Origin of the sequence: Tatumella terrea, assembly GCF_039523755.1 — a bacterium.
GTDB classification, from domain to species: Bacteria; Pseudomonadota; Gammaproteobacteria; order Enterobacterales; family Enterobacteriaceae; genus Tatumella; species Tatumella terrea.
In genome coordinates this window covers 312160-330557 of the sequence record NZ_BAAAFX010000010.1, presented here as the reverse complement: position 1 = coordinate 330557, position 18398 = coordinate 312160, and the positions used below count along the sequence as shown (strand labels likewise).

General features: G+C 48.0%; 18 protein-coding genes, 1 tRNA gene and 8 pseudogenes. 13 read left to right on the top strand and 14 right to left on the bottom strand.

All coding sequences use genetic code 11. From position 1 onward, the window contains the following. Positions 1 to 89: 89 nt before the first annotated feature. Positions 90 to 1004: a LysR family transcriptional regulator gene (locus tag ABD035_RS06645; protein ID WP_212713800.1), complete on the bottom strand. Its 915-nt coding sequence runs from the start codon at positions 1002 to 1004 to the stop codon at positions 90 to 92. Between the two features lie 445 nt (positions 1005 to 1449). Here ABD035_RS06645 and ABD035_RS06640 point away from each other — a divergent pair, with 445 nt between their 5' ends. Both ABD035_RS06640 and ABD035_RS06635 read left to right on the top strand, forming a co-directional pair. Beyond that, positions 1450 to 2757 (top strand): MFS transporter, encoded by a 1308-nt coding sequence (locus ABD035_RS06640; RefSeq protein ID WP_343868714.1) that lies wholly within the window; start codon positions 1450 to 1452, stop codon positions 2755 to 2757. Between the two features lie 28 nt (positions 2758 to 2785). Then, positions 2786 to 4258, top strand: coding sequence for an amidase (locus tag ABD035_RS06635; RefSeq protein ID WP_343868712.1), 1473 nt, complete (start codon positions 2786 to 2788; stop codon positions 4256 to 4258). A 217-nt stretch (positions 4259 to 4475) separates the two neighbouring features. Here the strand turns inward: ABD035_RS06635 and ABD035_RS06630 are convergent, their stop codons facing one another. The 7 genes from ABD035_RS06630 to ABD035_RS06600 form a co-directional block, all read right to left on the bottom strand. Continuing rightward, positions 4476 to 4934, bottom strand: a complete 459-nt coding sequence (locus ABD035_RS06630; protein ID WP_343868709.1) for a DUF1311 domain-containing protein — start codon at positions 4932 to 4934, stop codon at positions 4476 to 4478. A gap of 257 nt (positions 4935 to 5191) precedes the next feature. Beyond that, positions 5192 to 5548: a DUF1493 family protein gene (locus ABD035_RS06625; protein ID WP_343868707.1), complete on the bottom strand. Its 357-nt coding sequence runs from the start codon at positions 5546 to 5548 to the stop codon at positions 5192 to 5194. A gap of 109 nt (positions 5549 to 5657) precedes the next feature. Continuing rightward, entirely contained in the window at positions 5658 to 6113 is a 456-nt protein-coding gene (locus ABD035_RS06620) for a lysozyme inhibitor LprI family protein (RefSeq protein ID WP_343868705.1), read from the bottom strand. 634 nt (positions 6114 to 6747) lie between these two features. Then, the gene (locus tag ABD035_RS06615; RefSeq protein WP_343868703.1) at positions 6748 to 7281 is read right to left on the bottom strand and encodes a hypothetical protein; all 534 of its coding nucleotides are present in this window, start codon (positions 7279 to 7281) and stop codon (positions 6748 to 6750) included. Between the two features lie 490 nt (positions 7282 to 7771). Further along, on the bottom strand, positions 7772 to 8179 hold the full coding sequence (locus tag ABD035_RS06610) for a putative T6SS immunity periplasmic lipoprotein (RefSeq protein ID WP_343868701.1): 408 nt from the start codon (positions 8177 to 8179) through the stop codon (positions 7772 to 7774). Beyond that, entirely contained in the window at positions 8176 to 8445 is a 270-nt protein-coding gene (locus ABD035_RS06605; protein WP_343868699.1) for a hypothetical protein, read from the bottom strand. The genes ABD035_RS06610 and ABD035_RS06605 overlap by 4 nt, the downstream gene beginning before the upstream one ends. 6 nt (positions 8446 to 8451) lie before the next feature. Further along, positions 8452 to 8715, bottom strand: a complete 264-nt coding sequence (locus tag ABD035_RS06600; RefSeq protein WP_343868696.1) for a hypothetical protein — start codon at positions 8713 to 8715, stop codon at positions 8452 to 8454. A 403-nt stretch (positions 8716 to 9118) separates the two neighbouring features. On the opposite strand from ABD035_RS06600, the pseudogene ABD035_RS06595 reads away from it, so the two are divergent. Both ABD035_RS06595 and ABD035_RS06590 read left to right on the top strand, forming a co-directional pair. Beyond that, a pseudogene (locus ABD035_RS06595) lies at positions 9119 to 9294 on the top strand (ogr/Delta-like zinc finger family protein); the annotation flags it as partial. A 292-nt stretch (positions 9295 to 9586) separates the two neighbouring features. Beyond that, positions 9587 to 9862, top strand: a pseudogene (locus ABD035_RS06590) (DDE-type integrase/transposase/recombinase); the annotation flags it as partial. A gap of 230 nt (positions 9863 to 10092) precedes the next feature. Here the strand turns inward: ABD035_RS06590 and ABD035_RS06585 are convergent. Continuing rightward, complete coding sequence (locus ABD035_RS06585; protein WP_343868694.1) at positions 10093 to 11337, bottom strand: IS110 family RNA-guided transposase; 1245 nt, start codon at positions 11335 to 11337, stop codon at positions 10093 to 10095. Between the two features lie 85 nt (positions 11338 to 11422). Here ABD035_RS06585 and ABD035_RS06580 point away from each other — a divergent pair. Next, positions 11423 to 11711 (top strand): annotated as a pseudogene (locus ABD035_RS06580) (integrase core domain-containing protein); the annotation flags it as partial. A 368-nt stretch (positions 11712 to 12079) separates the two neighbouring features. Here ABD035_RS06580 and ABD035_RS06575 read toward each other — a convergent pair. The 4 genes and pseudogenes from ABD035_RS06575 to ABD035_RS06560 form a co-directional block, all read right to left on the bottom strand. Next, positions 12080 to 12730, bottom strand: a complete 651-nt coding sequence (locus ABD035_RS06575) for a hypothetical protein (RefSeq protein ID WP_343868692.1) — start codon at positions 12728 to 12730, stop codon at positions 12080 to 12082. A 262-nt stretch (positions 12731 to 12992) separates the two neighbouring features. Continuing rightward, positions 12993 to 13319: pseudogene (locus ABD035_RS06570) on the bottom strand (integrase core domain-containing protein); the annotation flags it as partial. Positions 13320 to 13327: 8 nt separating this feature from the next. After that, positions 13328 to 13600 (bottom strand): annotated as a pseudogene (locus ABD035_RS06565) (helix-turn-helix domain-containing protein); the annotation flags it as partial. A gap of 66 nt (positions 13601 to 13666) precedes the next feature. Further along, positions 13667 to 13912, bottom strand: a pseudogene (locus ABD035_RS06560) (transposase); the annotation flags it as partial. Between the two features lie 26 nt (positions 13913 to 13938). On the opposite strand from ABD035_RS06560, the gene ABD035_RS06555 reads away from it, so the two are divergent. From ABD035_RS06555 to ABD035_RS06535, 5 genes and pseudogenes are all read left to right on the top strand, one after another. Further along, complete coding sequence (locus tag ABD035_RS06555) at positions 13939 to 14130, top strand: tail fiber assembly protein (RefSeq protein WP_425579711.1); 192 nt, start codon at positions 13939 to 13941, stop codon at positions 14128 to 14130. Positions 14131 to 14171: 41 nt separating this feature from the next. Next, complete coding sequence (locus tag ABD035_RS06550) at positions 14172 to 14627, top strand: STM2901 family protein (RefSeq protein ID WP_343868690.1); 456 nt, start codon at positions 14172 to 14174, stop codon at positions 14625 to 14627. Next, a complete protein-coding gene (locus ABD035_RS06545; protein ID WP_212713789.1) occupies positions 14624 to 14947 on the top strand; it encodes a DUF1493 family protein in 324 nt (107 codons plus the stop codon). Before ABD035_RS06550 ends, ABD035_RS06545 begins: the two co-directional genes overlap by 4 nt. Before the next feature lie 155 nt (positions 14948 to 15102). Continuing rightward, positions 15103 to 15378 (top strand): annotated as a pseudogene (locus ABD035_RS06540) (phage tail protein); the annotation flags it as partial. Continuing rightward, positions 15374 to 15712 (top strand): annotated as a pseudogene (locus tag ABD035_RS06535) (phage tail protein); the annotation flags it as partial. The pseudogenes ABD035_RS06540 and ABD035_RS06535, both read left to right, overlap by 5 nt. A gap of 92 nt (positions 15713 to 15804) precedes the next feature. On the opposite strand, the gene ABD035_RS06530 reads toward ABD035_RS06535, so the two are convergent. Next, a tRNA-Ile gene (locus tag ABD035_RS06530) sits at positions 15805 to 15880 on the bottom strand. A 253-nt stretch (positions 15881 to 16133) separates the two neighbouring features. Here ABD035_RS06530 and ABD035_RS06525 point away from each other — a divergent pair. The 3 genes from ABD035_RS06525 (at position 16134) to ABD035_RS06515 (ending at position 18341) form a co-directional block, all read left to right on the top strand. After that, positions 16134 to 16529, top strand: coding sequence for a phosphate-starvation-inducible protein PsiE (locus ABD035_RS06525; protein ID WP_212713788.1), 396 nt, complete (start codon positions 16134 to 16136; stop codon positions 16527 to 16529). Between the two features lie 171 nt (positions 16530 to 16700). After that, positions 16701 to 17465, top strand: coding sequence for a DNA-binding transcriptional repressor DeoR (gene deoR / locus ABD035_RS06520; RefSeq protein ID WP_212713816.1), 765 nt, complete (start codon positions 16701 to 16703; stop codon positions 17463 to 17465). Between the two features lie 78 nt (positions 17466 to 17543). Continuing rightward, entirely contained in the window at positions 17544 to 18341 is a 798-nt protein-coding gene (locus tag ABD035_RS06515) for a deaminated glutathione amidase (RefSeq protein ID WP_343868685.1), read from the top strand. Positions 18342 to 18398: the final 57 nt, after the last annotated feature.

Below are 18398 nucleotides of genomic sequence, written 5' to 3'. Positions count from 1 at the left end.
TCTGTGCGAAGGTGACGGCCCTGTGACCTCAGTGATCCTGCTGATACAGAGCCTCTGTGGCGGGAGGGAGCATCGGCGAGTCGGCTTCGTCAGCATGTTAGCGCCGGACTGAGCTGCGCTTCAATATATTGCCCCAGGGTTTCATGGAATAACTTTACTGCACGGCTTAACGTTCGCTGAGCCGGTAACCCCAGATCGATGCGTACAATTCCCATCAGGGGGTCATTAAGCGGAATGGCCACTAAATCTTCCGGCGGTTCTTTTTCTGCCAGCGTCATCTTCGGTAAGATAATCAGTGCCAGCCCCTGTCTGCAAAGTTGCTTCTGAATTTCTATGGAAGACGTGACAAAACGTATATCCAGAAGAATACCCTCGCGTTTAGCGGCGGTTTCCAGCGATTGCCTGACGGCGAATCCGCTGGCCGGAGCGGCTATCGGAAAACCGGCGATCTCTCTCAGTGTCAGACCGGAAGACCCGGATAAAGGATGAGTGGGCGACATCAATACCTGATGCTGCACTGAGCAACTGTGGGTGACATTCAGTCCGGAGAGCGCTGGCATATAAAAGCTGACGGCGACATCGGCCCTGTCGCCAACCAATGCTTCCGCGACCCGGGGGGCACTGCCGATATCAATTTCGAACCTGACATCAGGATGTCTGAGACGAAAACATTCGATGGCGGGGATAATCAGTGATGATATCAGGCTTTCTGCACAGGAAATTCTTACCTTGCCAGAGACCTGACTCTGAGCCGAGGATATTTTATCTTTCACCCCCTCCAGTTCACGCAGACAGGACTGTACGGCGAGGGCCAGGTGCTCTCCTTCCGCCGTAAGACGAATACCGCGCGGACTTCGCTCAATCAGCGAGGCACCATAGTAATGCTCAAGCAGTTCAATCTGCCGGGTGACAGCGGTAGGCGTCACAAACAGTTTTTCAGCCGCATCCCGCAGAGAGGAAGATTGTGCTACCTGATTGAAATACCTTAATGCCCTGAGCTGCATTCACTCTCCGTGATATTTTTCCTGAGCTGACTCGTTGATAATACATTCCCGGCAGAGTTTCAAATTGCATTTACTTATGAATCATCATTGCCTCGTTTTAAAATAAGACTCTGCGCAGTGACGTTAATAAAAACGCTAAGTTGCGCGACAATTCATCGCAGGCAGTGATTGACCCCCTCTTTAAACATTATTTATGTCACGACAGGTCATAAGAAATTAACCTGATAAAGAGTGTCCAGATTTTGTTTGTACTGTGCACAGATATTTATACTGGTTAATCCATAACGGGTTTGTTATATCTTTTTTCTCATTAAATATTTCGGATAATTCGCCTGCCGGGAGTTTTATCACGTTAAATCAGTATCACCTCAACATTTGCTGAAACAGCATTTTGTGCCAGCCAGTCAGAGCCGGCGACCGATCACTACTGCGGGAGTATAAAATAATGTCGATAACTACCAACACTGATCCCCGGGAAAAAAGACCCTCCCGTAATGAAGTTTTCGCGGTGACATTAGGTGCAGCGGTCGAGTTTTTTGACTTCAGTGCCTACGCAACGTTTGCTGTTTTGATCGGCAACGCTTTTTTCCCTTCACATAGCCCTGTTATCAGTCTCTTATTATCCGTCGCCGTCTTCGGTATAGGTTTTATCGTCCGCCCTCTGGGGGCAATATTTATCGGCAGTTATGCCGACAGAGCGGGTCGTAAACCGGCAATGTTTTTAACCATGATACTGATGGCGCTGGGAACCGGAGGTATGGCATTCCTTCCCTCTTATCAAAGTATAGGTCTGGCTGCCCCCGTATTACTGGTCATCGTTCGTATGATACAGGGGCTGGCCTGGGGAGGCGAAGCAGGACCGGCGACGACCTATATTCTGGAATCGGCACCCGCGGGAAAACGGGCATTTTATGCGAGCTGGCAGATTGTTGCGCAGGGTATGGCCGGGATAACGGCCGGATTAATTGGTTATCTTCTGACGCGGACATTAACACCATCACAGTTAGCCGACTGGGGCTGGCGTATCCCGTTTATTTTTGGGCTGACGATCCTTCCGGTCGCGATTTATATCCGTCGTAACCTCCATGATACCTTAGAAAATAAAGCGGAAGCGGTCAAAAAGAATACCCGCTATTTATTAACTGATGTCTTTACTCAGCATCGTGGTTTGATTATCTCCGGAATTTTCATGTTGTCAGGCAGTACCATCACTCAGTACTTCCTGATTTATATGACAACCTATGCCATGAATGACCTTCATTTTTCTTCCGGTATCGCCATGAGTTCTACGATCCTGATTGGTATTTGCGTCGTGCTCTTCTCCCTGGCTGGCGGCTGGATGGCCGATCGTTACGGCCGTAAAATCACTATTATTGCACCGCGTATTATTCTGCTGATTTTATTTATGCCAGGCCTGGAAATTATTACTACCTACCGGAATGAATATGTTTTTTTCGCCGTCATTGTCCTGTTTTCGGCGCTGCAATGTATCAGTGGTTCCGGGGTATTAGTCACCCTGTGCGAGAATTTCCCTAAATCTATTCGCTCGACCGGATTTTCGATTGCCTATGCCTTCGGGATTACATTATTTGGCGGAACGGCACAGTTCGTTTTTTCATGGATAATCAAGGCTACCGGCAACCCGGTGTCTCCCGGATATTACCTGATCGCGGCTAACCTGGTGTGTATTCTTTCCGCGGCATTACTCAAAGTGAAGGCCCCCCGCACAGCCATGCTGACATTAAACACCTGAACCGGCCAAAGGCAGAAGGAAGCTATCAATGAAACAAGTGATGACCTGGGATGAATGGGCGACATGTGATGCCACAGCACTGGCAGACTTAATTAAACACGGTGAAGTCACCGCTGCAGAAATTGCCGGTCAGGCAAAGCTGGCGACAGAAAAAGTGAACCCGTCACTCAACGCCGTGGTTGAGCTTTTTGAGGATGCCATTAACGCACCCTTTGCGGAAGGGACCAACGCACAAGGCCCTTTTGCCGGTGTTCCGTTGCTGATTAAAGACCTCGGCCCGGGAGTAAAAGGACGGTTACAGGAACAGGGGTCTAAGTTTTTTAAAGGTTTTCGCCAGACCAGCGATGCCTTTCTGACCACTAAAATCCGGCAATCAGGGCTGAATATCATCGGGCGCTCTGCCACACCGGAATTTGGTGTCGCAAGTTCGGCCGAAAACCCTGAGATTTATGTGGTACGTAACCCCTGGAATACTGACTATACCTCGTTTGGATCTTCTGCCGGAGCAGTGGCATCGGTCGCGGCAGGCGTACTTCCGCTCGCTCATGCCACCGATGGCGGGGGTTCTATCCGTATTCCTGCGGGTGCGCAGGGATTAGTGGGTCTGAAAAGCAGCCGCGGCGTGCTGTCAATTGCACCGGCATTGTCGGATATCACCGGCTATGTTTCGACCCAGGGCTGTGTCAGCCGTTCGGTACGGGACAGCGCATTATTTATCGATAGTTGTCGTGGCGGAGCGCCAGGTGAATTTATGCCCTACTGGAAGGCTGAAGGATCATACACAGAACTTGTGAAGCGTGATCCTCCCCGGTTAAAAATTGCGGTATCCCATGAATGGGGTAACTACCACGCTGACCCGCATTTTGTGACAGAGCTGGAACGTACGGTCCGTCTGCTGGAAGAACTTGGGCATTATGTCGAATGGCGAACCCCGGACATTGATTTTGAAGCGGCTTTTGCCGCTCAGACCACCTGTTATATCAGTAACTTTGCGCAGTTTATTCAGCGTCAGCTCGAAAAAAGGGGACTGACTGAACCGCCTGAAGATCTGGTTGAGCCGATCAATCGTAAAATATGGTTAAAGGGACGGGATATGTCCTACAGCGAGCGCTGGCTGATGCAGGATGTTTTTAACAGCACATCCCGCCAGTTAGGGGCATTTTATGAACAGTGGGATATGATCCTGACGCCTTCGTTTTCTGCACCGACACCTCTGACCGGGGATAAACGCTATCTGACCCTCAGTGACAACCCGGATGTTATGGACTGGTTCTACAGCTTATGGGAGCTTTTCTCCTATACTCCGCTCGCCAGTCTCACCGGGACTCCCGGTATCTCTGTGCCACTGGCCTGGCAAACCTCAGGGATCCCATTGGGAATGCATTTCCAGACCCGGCAAGCCAACGATGGTCAGCTTCTGCAACTGGCTGCTCAGCTGGAAAGAGCGGCAGGAGGACGGTTTAATGGTCAGCGTATCCCGCAGGTACATGTGACTGTCTGACCCGGCCACGGAGGACCTGTCAGCCCTTTTCATTCAGAGACGCCGTCAATAAGGTGTCAGCCTCTGCGTACAGGGGCCGGAAGATATCACCGGCCCTGCACAGCTTTTTCCCGATGCCGTACCCTGAATCTATAGCGGTTCAAAGCGTTTGACCTGAGAAAACGGGCGAGTATCTTTGGCAGAGATATCTGCTAACGCCCAAAAACGAAGGTGCGATTTACTCAACGACCCGGGGAAGCCCAAGCAGATTAATGTCTTCCTTGTGTCGTCTGTTGAGGTTTATCTCGCACTGATCAATAAATGACTGATAATCATAAGCCTCTTCATCAAGTTCAGTGGCAACGGCAAGGCAAAGTTCCTGCCGGTAGTGCTTCCATAGTGTCTGTGCTTTCATAAATCTTCTGCTGTAGATATCGCCGGAAGTCACACTGGCATTTTCCTTACCGTTAAACCACCCTATATTATTGGCTTTTATCCGTTTAACCGTCTCAGAGATAAGAGCATCCAGATCTGTTTCGCTATCCATTCTGGCCTTCGACAGACATTCATCCTGTTTTGCAGGAATATTATATTTTTTGAAGCATTCTCTCGCCTCAGGGCTTTCAGATAAAGCAGCGATACCTGGCAGTGGCAGGATAAAAAAAACAGCTACTGCAAAACAAAAAAATGTCCTCATTGCAGATACCTCAATCTTTTACGCTGGTCTTCATACCTCATTAAGTTCATATTTTTTGTTATCTATTGAGCGTGCGAGGTGAAATTTCTTTAACTCTTTTTAACTGAGTTTATTCACCTTCCAGCTGGTTTTCCCGGTAGCCGGAAAGCCTCTGTATATTAAAATCGTGTGCCCGTGATTCACTCATACATTCAGACGTTAAATACGCTACGCTTCCGTGATACTGCCTCCCGCAAGACCGGTTAAACCGAATTAATCTAAGACGGGCTGATGTCCGCCATAGAGCTCGGGTCACTCTCCCCCCCCCCCAGCCAGCATCCGGCTTCTGCTGAGGCAATAAGCATACTGACCGTTAACGGTGCAGGCTGATGATAATCAGTCTTCAGATACTCAGGAAGAATTCTGTTTGGCAGAAACCTGATACCTTCATTTGGGAAATATTTACGGAAATTAAATCCGGAGGGATCGATATTCAGCAATGCAAAGTATTCATTAAAAAAATCTGAAGCATCTTCGGGGAGTACAGATTCCGCACCGGTACTCAGTGAAGCCTCTTCCTGCATTTCCCAAAAGTACTTTTTAATCAACTGTTTTACAGCGTCCGCCTGATTCATAATCCGGAGTTTTCCTTGCCGACAATTAACTGATAACGGAGGTATGATTGACCTGAAGTATCTTTGCCAGAGAGATCTGCTAACGACCAAAAACGAAGGTGTGATTTACTCAACGGCCCGGGGGAAGCCCCAACAGGCTAATTTCTTCTGTATGTCGTTTGTTGAGGTTTATTTCACACTGATCAATGTTTGCCTGATAATCATAGGCATCCTCATTGATTTGTGACGCCACTGCAAGGCAAAATTCCTTACGATATTGTTTCCATGCATCTTGTGACTTCAGAAAACGGGTGCTGTACACATCGCCGTAGGTTTCGGTAGCGTCCTCTTTACCATTGAATGCACCAATAAAATTAATTTTTATATTCTTTACCGACTTAGCGATTAATGAATCAAGTTGTTTTTCACTGGTTTCTTTTTTATCAGAAAGGCATTCGTAGCCCAGCGGTAGGACTTTTTCATTTTTAAAGCAAATTTCCCACTCTTCCCCCCAGGAAATATTGGCTTTTCCAGAGAGAGGAAGTATTAAGGAAGCTATCAGCAAGGTAACAGTATAATTTTTCATTTTAGATACCTTACTCTTTTCCTGTTATCTTCATAAATCCTGTATTGGGGTATAGACAGGATAAATGATGCTAATGCGTCCTTACCCTCTATCGTGGCTTGTCCACACTGTCCGTTAATCTTCAAAGTTCTCCCGGTACTCTGCCTGTAACCCGCACCGGAAATGAGTTGCTGGATTTTTTTTACCTCTGCGGGTGCATTGGTGCCACATGTACCGACCGAAGAGGAAAGGCGATCGGAATGCAAAATCCCGGGGGAATGGGAGCGTCCTGTCATATGAGTAAATTCCCTGTCAGTATTTATCCCTGGGTAACCCTGGGTGCAGAATACGCCACCGGGAGTGAAGAGTAACCGTGGGATTGACTGATTTGTCGGCAGCATAACAATTTTCATTTCAAGTCATCATTTTCTACAGCAGGTGACCAGGAGCGAAATAATAGGGAAAGGGAACGGCCGGTAGACCGGATCAGCCCTGGACTGAATACTGGACAGGTTCAGTCCACAAAAGACCGGAGAATATTCGCGGGAGCGCCGTAAGCTAATCGCAGAAACGACTTTTCAGAAAGACAATACGCCGCCGGACGTAAATCAGACGTTCAGTGCCGGCGGCGTTGAATAACGTGCTCTGTGAGGAATTAGTTAATCGTGTAAGAAATATGGATATCAGCCTGGCGGTCGTCAATTGAATAGCTGGTAGTATCACTGAGCGAGTAAACTTTTCCGCTATAGATGATGCTGATATGTTCCTTTCCATCGGAAGTTATCTTACTGATACTGCCGTTCCCTGCCAGAAACGGCATCGTATTTTTTAGAGTATTAATCACAACATCATTATTTCCGGTAATCTCCCCGAATAAATAAAAACGATAAATCATGGGAACGGTCGCATTCCCCTCACGGTTAATGGTGGTGTAAAGCCACAGGGAATCATTAATTTTATATCTGTGTTGCAACTCATCGCCTGTGCGGGGAGTATCCGTGTGATTAACAGAGATAAAAAATATGACCAGCAATAAAAGCATCAGGGTCACAAGACAATGTAACCCTTTAATAACCCTGCTGACGCGCATACTCAATTCCTTCTCTGATAAAGCGCTGTTCGGTTGGATCATCACCATAAGGTGGATTTTGATACCATCGTCCCCACTCGGGTTGAGACGTTCCGGCATGGCTTTGAGCCCACCCGGCTCCCATTAAAAGGATTCATCAGGTTGCTGGCTGTTATATTCTCTCAGCCTGTGCTCTGCGATTTCCTGTTATCAGAAACCGCTATCCCGCCATAGCCAGACTTCCGGTTGTAACAACTGGCTTAGGGAATTGCGGCCTCGCAACAGACATATTTCATGGTGCAACTGGCTTCAACTGACTTCAGGAGGCCTGATAATCTGGTATCCGTTAAAGCGGGCGTTACGCATAACGAACACGGTCAGGGAACAAATTCAGTATGCCGGAAGATCCTGAAGTGAATATTTTTTACAGGGATACTTAGACTGTCCGGTACCATCAGCGATCATAATCAGACCCGCCTGAATGACCGGGTAAATACTGCCTGGCGCTAAATGCGGTGGATACCACGGTGGCACAGGATATTGACCGGACCGGGTATCCGGAATAAATATGATGGTACGCCAAAGGTGTTTTCTCTTTTTAATCAGAAGATCACGGAGCCTCCCTGATTAAGAAATTACCCTGATTATCCTTCTGCAGGTTAAAAGTTTTCTCCAGTCGGTATCTCTCTGAATCATTATCAGAGGAGGCGCTCATTAAGACGGAATAGGTCCCTTCCTGCCATTTAATCTGAGGGTACGAGAGGCACTCCCCTTCAACAATCCCCGGCAGTGTGGCTTGTTGCGGAGAATCCCAAAAAAACACCCAATGTTGTGCTGTTTTTCTGGAAACATAGATCCCCCGGTTTTCTGCTAATCGAAGACTTTTAACTCTCTCAGAGGGAACAAAGAAACAAGGTGCGTTATCCTGAATAGCGACACCCAACGGGCTAATATAAGGTTTTTCAAGGTGGCAACCACTTATCAGTAAAACTCCTGATAGCAGGAATATTTTTATCATGGGAAATTCCCTTTTGCTGAAGGTTTCTTCAGGAAGCCGCGTAAAACCCACTCATAGCTTTTAAGTAGGTTTTGCCCTCTGACACCTTGAAAATTTGAGACTTTATCAAATCCACTAAGACCAAATTTTAATAACCAAAAATAATCAGCAATCAGGCTTGCCTGCGCTTCCATATTGTAATCGGAAATCAATTTATTGCCGGCTAATGAATAATGATAAGCTGCCGCCCAACTTATTATGCCACGCATTCTGACATTAAGGCCCAATTGATATTACCATACGTGGGTCATCTCATGGATAAACCAGTGCTGATAGGATGGGATTGCCTGTGAAAAATCCGTCCGGTAATGCGTCGGCATAAAATAAATATCACCATTAGGCGTCATGGCAGTATTTTCATTTTGCAGATTAAACGGTAAGTAACTGCCTTTGTGGACCTTGATGTCAGAGTAATTCACTGAGTTTTTGAAGACAACTTGTGCAAGGCTTATTTCACCTGGCGTCAGTTTTCGTGAGTCATTTTCCTGTGTGCCCATTATCGCTCTCCTTGCTAACTTAAGTGGTGAAAAATACCCCTATTTCTTTATCAATGATTAACCTTTATCGCGCGGGTTCGTTATGCCAGGCCTGAGCCAGTCCTGATTAATAGGCACTTGCAAGCACTCACCGAAAAATACGCTTCTTACGACCCCGGAGTTAGCCGGATAAATGACTTTCGCCACGGTACGCACGCTACGTATGCCGGACTTTAAGCGTATCATAGTCAGGCAGTCCTGGTGAATCAGTAAGGTAACTCACATTCTGAACAATAGCGGTTTTACAACGGGATAAGAGCCTCAGGTTAAGTACAGCCCGAAACCGAAGGGTAAATAAAATAAATTCATGAGAGTGGGTTTATGATCATACTGGATTCATCAATGGATAATGAAAAGCTGAGGTATTTTTCGTTATCCTAAGAGCCATCATATCGCGCATGCGCGAACAAGCCGCTATCTGACGGGAATATCAACGAGCATTACCATCAATGCCAGAATATCAACTGCTGTTGTACGTTTATGACAATGGAAACGATCGGGTGCATTATCGTTACTCCGGTAGCACTTATCCCTCTCCCCCGCATTTCGCCCGGCAGCCTGCAGTCATTATGTTCTGATAGATCCCCGCTGAATCCCCGCCATAAGCAGGATTTTTTATACGTTAAAAAATGGGATTATCAAAATCCACCACCATTTTGTAAGCATCCCTGCAAAAAGAACCGTTCACTTTTAGAGATCTTCCGACATACTGAATATGTTCCCCGAAGGAGATCGCTATGCGTAAAGCCCGGTTTACTGAACACCAGATTATCGCCGTTCTGAAGTCTGTTTAAGCCGACCGGACGGTGAAGGATGTCTGCCGCGAGGCCGTAATTTCAGACGTAAAGGAAAGCAACGTTTGCCGGTACGTAATCCGGCCCGTCTGGTGACACCAAAGGCAATAAACCAGAGCTGGCCGGTTGATTTTATGCACGATGCTCTGGTCAGTGGCAGACGTTTCCGGACATTCAATATGCTGGATGATTTTAACCGTGAGGCACTGGCCGTAGAGATTGACCTGGATATTCCTGCTCAGCGGGTCATCAGAGTAGTGGATCGAATCGTAACTACGCGTGGTTATCCGCTGAAACGGAGGATGGATAACGGACTACCGTCTGAGTCAACTATTTTACACGAAGGGATACTACCATCTAATACAAAGACGATAGTTCATTTTAATATCCGATACTGCCCACATTTCCTTTCGGCTTATAAATATGCTTACCATGACATACAAGGGTCCGAAATGGCCCGACAGGACTTAACACAGCATTTTTGGGAAACCATGGACGTTGATGCATTATCTAATGGTCGCGATGCGCCTTACGGCCCGTTGAATCACGTCCCATGGCTTATTTCATAATACCCTTTATAATCAATATTCTGCTTTACAATTGCATGCGCCACTCTGGCGACTTTTGTTGCCACAGCCGTCATGGCTTTTCTTTTCTGATCAGGCTTGTCTCCATTTTCCCGAAGATAGCGTTCATATTTGTACCGGAAACTGTTTTCCCTCGTTCTTACTGCTACTGTGGCGGCAAGCCAGAAGGCATATCTTAACCGCGCATTTCTACGTTTTGATAATCTGTAACCACTGTGCTTTTGCCCGCTCTGAATGGCCGAGAGATTAAAACCACAAAAGTTGAGGTACTGCCGATAATGAGCGAAACGTGTCAAATCACCACTTTCAGCAATAACCATAAGGGCAATTACAGGTCCAATCCCCGGGATCGTACGTAAATGCTGGTAGTCACTTCGTTCCTGCAAATATTTTTCTGCTTGTTTCTCAAGTTGTAATCGTTGGGCCGAAAGTTCGATATATCGATGAAGCTGTAATCTGAACGTGGCCACTGCCAGAGAATCATCTGGTAACGGTAATGCAATGGAATTCGCTGCAACATCATAGAGATGTTCTAGAAATTGCTGTTTATACTGTTTCCGCCCAACAACATCCCATGACTGTTTTACAAACACATCCCGGTTAAGTGACGTGATACAAGACGGTGTAGGGAATTGAAGTAAAAACTGGCAGAACCACTCTGCCCGGGACATATGCAGAAACTGCTCAGCTTCGGGAAAATAAAGGGTCAGATAGTGGTTAACCAGGCTGTTCAGACATCGTGTTCGTGCCAGAGTAACCTGATGGTATGTATTTGATATCTCCTGTATATCGATAATGCCATTCGCCAGAGGATCATAAAATGGTGAAGATAATCCTTGTTCGAGCAAATACATAATGACACTGGCATCTTTGCGATCATTTTTATCCCAGGTCCTAAACAGCATCTCACGAGCTCGCGCACATCTGACAGAGGAAACAAGATGGCACTGAACTCCCTGCTTATGTAACCACCATGCGATGTTACGGTGATAATCAGCTGTAGGTTCAAATGCAGCGATAATATCTTCATGGGGTGAAGCGGTGAGCGCAAGCAGTCGGTTGAATCCTTCCAGGGTATTTTCAATACGCAGATAGGATGTTCGTCCATCCGGGTGCCGAATTTTTGCATCGTGATGTTTTTTAGCGATATCCAGGGCAATCAGAGTCCCCGACACACCGATGTTACTAACTAAAGTGTTCATTGATTTTCTCCACTTGTGACAGACACGGACATTACAAGTTGTAGAAAATAGCTGACTTAAATACCAGCCGGATGCACTCAATAGGTATCACGGGCCGGAATTTATCTCACTGACACTGGCTCAGTGGGCTGAAGATCATGGTGTACAGCCAGAGTTCATTCAGCCCGGAAAACCCACCCGGAATGCTTTTATTGAATGATTTAACCGGACATACAGGACTGAAATACTGCATTTTATCTGTTCAGAACACTGAATGAAGTACGGGAGAAACAGACCGCTGGCTGGCGGAATATAACCGTGAACGACCTCATGAATCTCTGAATAACCTTACGCCGGAAGAATACCTGTTGATGGCTGTAAAACCGGAAACCTAAAAAAGTGTCTGGAACTAATACAGGTATACTTACAATGTCGGGATGTAAAATGTGAAAAATCACGAGTTGCGGCACCTGACGGCAGGAATGGTCGGAGTGTTAAACTGAAAAGCGTGACACCTATAATGCCGTCAGGAGTAAGATCAAATGGGGTAAGATAAACCTATTGATTTGGCCGTTCTGGTAAAATTTTGCCAATCACAAAAACAACCAATACGGATAGACCTATAGCGATAAGGCGTTCATGCCATGTATCATAATGAAAGAACCAGTAGCAGCAGAGTACGACGAACAATCCACCAATCACTGCACCTGAAGTCTCAATAAGAGTAAATAAGATACGCTTGCCTATACTGAGTTTTTGAGGGTTATCTTTTCGCATTGATCTCTTTCTCAACCATACTAAGAATTTTTTCAAATGCAGGCTGGCCCTGAGTGTTTTTTACTTTAAGTGCTTCAACGAATGGGTTTAAGGCTGGCTCAACAAGAAAGTAGAGTAAATCATAATTTCGGTAGCGCAGGGCGTGATAAATATCAGGGTTGTATTGTTGAAGACGTTGAGATGTATAAATGCACCTTTCAACCATGCCACCGATCAGTAATGAGTTACCAATGATGCCACCGCGAAGAGTTATAAGAAATGAGCTGCGTTGCGCAATGGCGGTGGCAATCCTGCCAGCAATCATAGAGTTAGTGATGGTGCGGCCAGCAACAGAGGCAATTATCTTACTGTATATAGCGTTTTGCCTGGTTTCGGGAACAAATTTATTGAAGTTGTTGAGAACAGTTTCGATTGTCTTGATGAAATTATGGTGATCTAACAGCCCATGCTTTATAGCTGTTAACATCCTTATCTTTTCAGTTTCGCGTTGATATCGGGTATCAGTATCTATAAAGCCAAACGCCAGATAGCCCATATCTTTAGATACTGACAAAACACCGTCAATAACGCCTATGGCCGAATCTGGCGACAGTATAATTTTGGCTATACGCCTTGCGATTTCCTGATAGCTATCCAATTTAAAATCCTTTTAAAATTGAGATAAATTTGGTGGTTTTCCTTATGGGTACTAACTAATTCAATAGTAACCCTGCCAGCCGTTGTCCATTCAACATTTCTATGAGCTCGTTCTTAAACCATTCATAGTAGCCCGACGCATCACTGAATCATACAAATGCTAAAGTTCTGCTCAGCGTTGATTTTGTACGCCGTGGAAAAATGAGGCAACACTTTTGCGACACGGTAACCCCCCCATTTTTAAACGGAGGTGATAAGTAAAATCAGGCCATACGCTTAATATGCTGCATCGGTGTAAATCCATTCAGTGCCATATTCGGTCGTTGGTGATTATAAAAATATTGCCATTTTGTCGCATATTTCTGCAATTCATTTAATGACGAAAACAGGTGCTGATCCAGCCAGTCATAGCGTAATGTCAGGTGATCACGCTCAATATAAGCATTCTGCTAAGGTTTTCCAGGCTGAATAAAGTTGAGCCGGATATCCTGTTGTTTCGCCCATATCATAAGTGTATTACCTGCATACTCTGGACCATTGTCACACCGAATTTATACGGATTTCCCTTTCCATTCAATGATCTGCTCCAGTGTTGTTAGATCGTGGAAGGACTACGATTTAGTGCCGTAGCTATCGCACGAATGCTAATTTTGGCTGACAAACCGGCTCGTATTTCTTCGCGCTCAGACAGTGTCAGGTGAGCTACAGCTGGCTTGCGTTCATTTGGTTTTATGCCGCCAGTATCTCTTAACATAGTGAAGATTGTTCCTGGTTTTGAACCCAGGATATTAGCTATTTCACTGAAGCCTGTTCCGTTCTTCCACAGTTCAAAAACAGATACTTTTTCCTTTGCTGTAAATGTTCGTCTCATTCAAAAATCCTCCGCAACCCCATGTTTTAACATGACTGTTGCGTTGACCAATTGAATCTGCAACGGCTTTTTTAATATGTCCCGTTCGTCGGTAACCCGCTTCAGCTCTTTCTGGAGACGGCGGATCCCGGCCAGAGCATCTGACTGTTCTTTATGAGTGGATGAGTCCGGACCGTACTTCTTTATCCAGGCGTAAAGGCTGTGGGTGGTGATATCGAGACGTGTAGCAACGCTGGAAACAGAATGACCGCGATCAACAACCTGTTTGACTGCTTCAATTTTAAACCCTTCGCGATAACGCTTACCGCTCATGGGCACCTCTATTTAAGTCATCTTAAATGACTCCGGGGTGTCTGTTAAACCCGTGGCGATTCACAAAGGTGGATAAAACTTCGCTTACGGCATGGATGAAATATATTCAGGCAATTCAGGCAACAGATCTGTCAAACACACCGGATATCAGTTGGCCGGTAAACCTGCCTGAAGGCAGAACCAGAAACATATTAGCCTCCTGCCTGTACAAATGTTAATCTAAAATCTGTCAAATATCTGCAGAAAGGAATCCGTTGATATGGATACAACTGAGGAACTCAAAGGGACATATTATTTTAATGGGCTGCCTAATCTGACGCCGCAGGAATTGCTGTTCTGGGTGCTGGTTGACGAGACGCAGAAACAGCTGGGCGTGCAGGATATTGTAGCCGTTGCGGGGCTCATCCTGGGCAACAATAATATCAACGTACCGGGCAAGCCCAATACGGCAACCCCCGGCACTTCCGTTGCTTCGATCTTTTTCCGCAAGCACCTGTCCTGCCAATTCCGGCGCCGCATTCTGCCAACCCTGACCGCCAAATCCTTCAGCCTTCGCAGGCTGAAAATTTTCTGGGTGAATAATCTGGGCGCGTTTGTGGGCAGGGCCGTGCCCGTTGTCGGATGGGTTATTCTGGCAAAAGATGTCGCACAAATCAGTTTTCGCACCGTCCATCGCTATAACCTGATTGTGCGCCCGGAGGATAAAATCTGGTGAATAATATGACAGCAACCCCTGATGCGGTGCGCGACTTCATTCTGCGTGAGCTGCCGCTGGTGACGACCCTCTTGTTTAAGAAAATTGAAGTCGGCGACGATGACATTCTTCAGGAGCAGTATGAGGCGGATGATATCGCAGAGATGGCGGAGAAGTTTTTCCATGACTTCAACGTAGAGCCAGAAGGCTTCAGTACTGCCGCTTATTTCCCCTGGAAAACTCCTTCGCTGTTATCACGCGCGCCCGTGAAGCAGGAAAAAAAGCCTCTGACCATAAGAATGTTTACAGAGTCAGCCCATGCGGGACGCTGGCTTTTCTGAATGCTCACCACGGGTAATACAATTTGCCCGTGGTGTCAGCTGCCACACGATGCCAACAGCATGATTTCCCTTCCCTGAGACCTGACCATAGCGGAACCCCTTCACAAAAGAACCGCCACATGGCACAGGATTATCACCACGGCGTGCGCATTGAGAAAATCGACGAGCAGACCGGCTGGCATAAATCCCTGCCAAACATCGGCGTGAACGGTGTCACCGGCATTTCAAAAGACGCTTGCCGGAACCTGCAGGATCCGGCAACTGATGTGGGCCTGCTGAACCAGAATGACGTGACCACGCTGATCCGAAAAGACGGCTTCCGCTTCCGGGGTTCCCGCTGACTCAGTGATGATGCGCTCTTTCAGTTTGAGTGTTACACCCGCACCGCGCAGGTGCTCATGTACACGATGGCAAAAGCGCAAATGTGGTCCGGATAACGACTCGCTGACGTTGTCCGGCGTGCTACTGCCGGAAGTCACCGGCGGCAGGTTGTCACTGCTGGCGCTGGAAAAAATGGCAGAACCGGGTAAGGCATGGCCTTTGATTGAGGGCAGCGGCACCATTTATGACATGTTTGTCATCGGGAGCCGGAGCCAGACCAAAACGGAATTTTTTGCCTGCGGGATGCCGCGCCGCACTGAATTTACGCTGACCCTGAAACGAGTTGATGAGTCGCTGTCTGATATGTTCGGCAGCCTGCGCGATCAACTCAGCAATCTGCAGGACTTCGCAACTTCTGCGAGAGGTAATATTAAATTTTGTTGATAGTAGCTGCCATTTTGCTGCCAACGGATATTCAGCCAACAAAAAAGCCACTCCTTAGAGTGGCTTAATGTCCTGAATTCACAGGAAGAATCTGGTGGCCCCTGCTGGACTTGAACCAGCGACCAAGCGATTATGAGTCGCCTGCTCTAACCACTGAGCTAAGGGGCCAGTGAGTGGCGGGGATTATAAGGTATCTCTGGCGGCTAATCCAGCACCCCCGGGTTTAGTTGCTGTTTTTTACAGCAATTGTCACAGAGCGCGGTGAGCCCGTCCCGGAGCCGGTGTTCCGGCCGGTCACCGGGTCTGTCAGCCTGGCGGGGTCTGCAACACCTGGTAGCAGTAAATTATCGCGCCGGCGCGATGATTTTTATAACATTTATCCGGGAGAATAATGACCCCTGTATCAATTCGGAGATAACCCATGAAGTTCCCCGGCAATATCCCTTCAGTGATCGAAAAAAGCGGTTTAATGGTCATCCTGATTTCCACCATTATTGCTTTAGTGAGCCATGTCGTCACCATGATCATGGAACGCCATATCACGGTCAGCGATATCCTGCTGTTGTTTATGTACCTTGAATTTATTTCGATGACAGAAACCTACTGGAAGATGGGTCAGTTACCGGTACGTATGCCACTCTATATCGCGATGGTCGGTATTGCCCGCCATCTGATGACCGAACCCAGCGATATCAAACCGCAGGAAATCGTGCTGTATTCCCTGGGGATCGTACTGCTGGGCGTGGCCGTACTGATTGTCCGCTATGGTCACCACAAATTCCCGTATAAAAAACACGAAGCCGACGAAGACAGTTAACCCCCGCCCCCGGACTGCCGGCCTGTGGCCGGCAGCGTTCTTTGTATTATTACCGCATCAATACCGCTGACCGTCTCTCACTCTGCCCCGATAATTTTTACAGGGCCAGGGAAGCAGCGCATAATCATCCGCGAAATATTCGCTCTCCCCACGGTCAGGGACTCTGAAATGATGGAATCAAAACGCGAACAACGTATACAGCGACTGCTGCAGGAAATTCATGCTGCCGGGCGACTCCATTTGCACCGGGCCGCTGAGTTGCTCGGTGTTTCCGGAATGACCGTCCGTCGGGACCTCAGCCAGTGTCCGCAACAGTTATTATTACTGGGCGGATATATTATCAGTGCCACTCAGCGCACCACCGGCCACTATTTTATTTCGGACCAGGCCACGCGGCAGGTCACCAGAAAAAAGCAGATTGCGCAGCTGGCAGCCACCTTAGTCTCAAAAAATGAGACGGTCTTCTTTGATTGCGGAACGACAACACCGCATATTATCGCCGCCATCAGCCATGATTTGCCGTTTACTGCCCTCACCGCGTCCATGAATACCTTCCTGGCATTACAGGAAAAAACCGCCTGCCGGGTCATCCTTAGCGGTGGCGAGTTTCACCCGGATAATGCCATCTTCACCCCGGCCGGGACGCATTCGTTGCTGGAAGAATTCTGCCCGACGCTGGCTTTTCTCTCTGCCGCCGGGCTGGATGAACATCAGGGCGTAACCTGCTATAACCTTAATGAGCTGGCCATGAAACATCATGCGCTGAAGCGCGCAGCCCGCAAGGTACTGGTGATGGACAGCAGTAAATTCGGTAAGGTCTTTCCGGCACGGATAGCCAGTATTACCGCGTTTGATATGTTGTTAACCGACAAACCGTTGCCTGCCCTGCTGGCCCGGCAACTGGCGGATGCGGGCGTGGAGGTAGTGATCGCCTGAGCGTCCGGGTCGCAAGAGTGGTCACCGTAACGTTCTTTGCCTATGATGGGATCACCGCTCTTAGCACAGGATACCCTGATGAAAGTTGCCCTCGGACAGTTCGCCGTCAGTCGTGAATGGCAGGAAAATGCCGATACCTGTCTGGCCTTAATGGCGCAGGCCGCCAGGGCCGGTGCCGATTTACTGGTCTTACCGGAGGCTATTCTCGCCAGAGATAATACCTCCCCGGCCTATGTGGTGGAGGCCGCCCAGCCGGAAGAGGGTCCGTTCCTGCGCCGGTTACTTACCGCCAGTGAAGGCTCCCGTTTAACCATTATATTTACCCAGCATGTGCCGGCCCCGGGCGAACGGGCCATCAATACCCTGTTTGCCCTGCATCAGGGGCAGATTATTGCACGCTACGAAAAGCTGCATTTGTACGATGCTTTTGCCGTGCAGGAATCTGCCCGGGTAAACGCCGGACAACAGATCCCGCCCCTGATTACGGTTGCCGGAATGAACGTCGGTCTGATGACCTGTTATGACATCCGTTTTCCGGAAATGGCCCGACGGCTGGCCCTGGACGGGGCTGATTTACTGGTACTGCCCGCCGCCTGGTTACGCGGCCCCCTCAAAGAAAAACACTGGCAAATGCTGACCACCACCCGGGCGCTGGAAAACACCTGTTACCTGGTTGCCGTCGGAGAGTGCGGGCCGAAGAATATCGGTAACAGTCTGGTCGCTGACCCGCTGGGCGTGGTGATCGCCAGTGCAGCCGAAGCCCCGGCCCTGATTTTTGCCGATATCGATGCCGGACGACTGCATTACGCCAGAGAGGTTCTGCCGGTGCTGGAAAACCGCCGGTTTGCGACCCCGCAGCTCCGGTCGTCATCCTGATTTAGCGCGGCCGCGGCCCGACTGCCGCCGCCGCACTCCCCTTTTCCGGTTTTTATC

Coding starts and splice junctions, on each gene's coding strand:
- ABD035_RS06625 (WP_343868707.1), bottom strand. CDS start 5,548: ATGAATCAGGCGGACGCTGTAAAACAGTTGATTAAAAAGTACTTTTGG.
- ABD035_RS06600 (WP_343868696.1), bottom strand. CDS start 8,715: ATGGGCACACAGGAAAATGACTCACGAAAACTGACGCCAGGTGAAATA.
- ABD035_RS06550 (WP_343868690.1), top strand. CDS start 14,172: ATGGATACAACTGAGGAACTCAAAGGGACATATTATTTTAATGGGCTG.
- ABD035_RS06645 (WP_212713800.1), bottom strand. CDS start 1,004: ATGCAGCTCAGGGCATTAAGGTATTTCAATCAGGTAGCACAATCTTCC.
- ABD035_RS06515 (WP_343868685.1), top strand. CDS start 17,544: ATGAAAGTTGCCCTCGGACAGTTCGCCGTCAGTCGTGAATGGCAGGAA.
- ABD035_RS06620 (WP_343868705.1), bottom strand. CDS start 6,113: ATGAAAAATTATACTGTTACCTTGCTGATAGCTTCCTTAATACTTCCT.
- ABD035_RS06640 (WP_343868714.1), top strand. CDS start 1,450: ATGTCGATAACTACCAACACTGATCCCCGGGAAAAAAGACCCTCCCGT.
- ABD035_RS06555 (WP_425579711.1), top strand. CDS start 13,939: ATGACTCCGGGGTGTCTGTTAAACCCGTGGCGATTCACAAAGGTGGAT.
- ABD035_RS06585 (WP_343868694.1), bottom strand. CDS start 11,337: ATGAACACTTTAGTTAGTAACATCGGTGTGTCGGGGACTCTGATTGCC.
- ABD035_RS06630 (WP_343868709.1), bottom strand. CDS start 4,934: ATGAGGACATTTTTTTGTTTTGCAGTAGCTGTTTTTTTTATCCTGCCA.
- ABD035_RS06610 (WP_343868701.1), bottom strand. CDS start 8,179: ATGATAAAAATATTCCTGCTATCAGGAGTTTTACTGATAAGTGGTTGC.
- deoR (WP_212713816.1), top strand. CDS start 16,701: ATGGAATCAAAACGCGAACAACGTATACAGCGACTGCTGCAGGAAATT.
- ABD035_RS06525 (WP_212713788.1), top strand. CDS start 16,134: ATGAAGTTCCCCGGCAATATCCCTTCAGTGATCGAAAAAAGCGGTTTA.
- ABD035_RS06635 (WP_343868712.1), top strand. CDS start 2,786: ATGAAACAAGTGATGACCTGGGATGAATGGGCGACATGTGATGCCACA.
- ABD035_RS06615 (WP_343868703.1), bottom strand. CDS start 7,281: ATGCCGGAACGTCTCAACCCGAGTGGGGACGATGGTATCAAAATCCAC.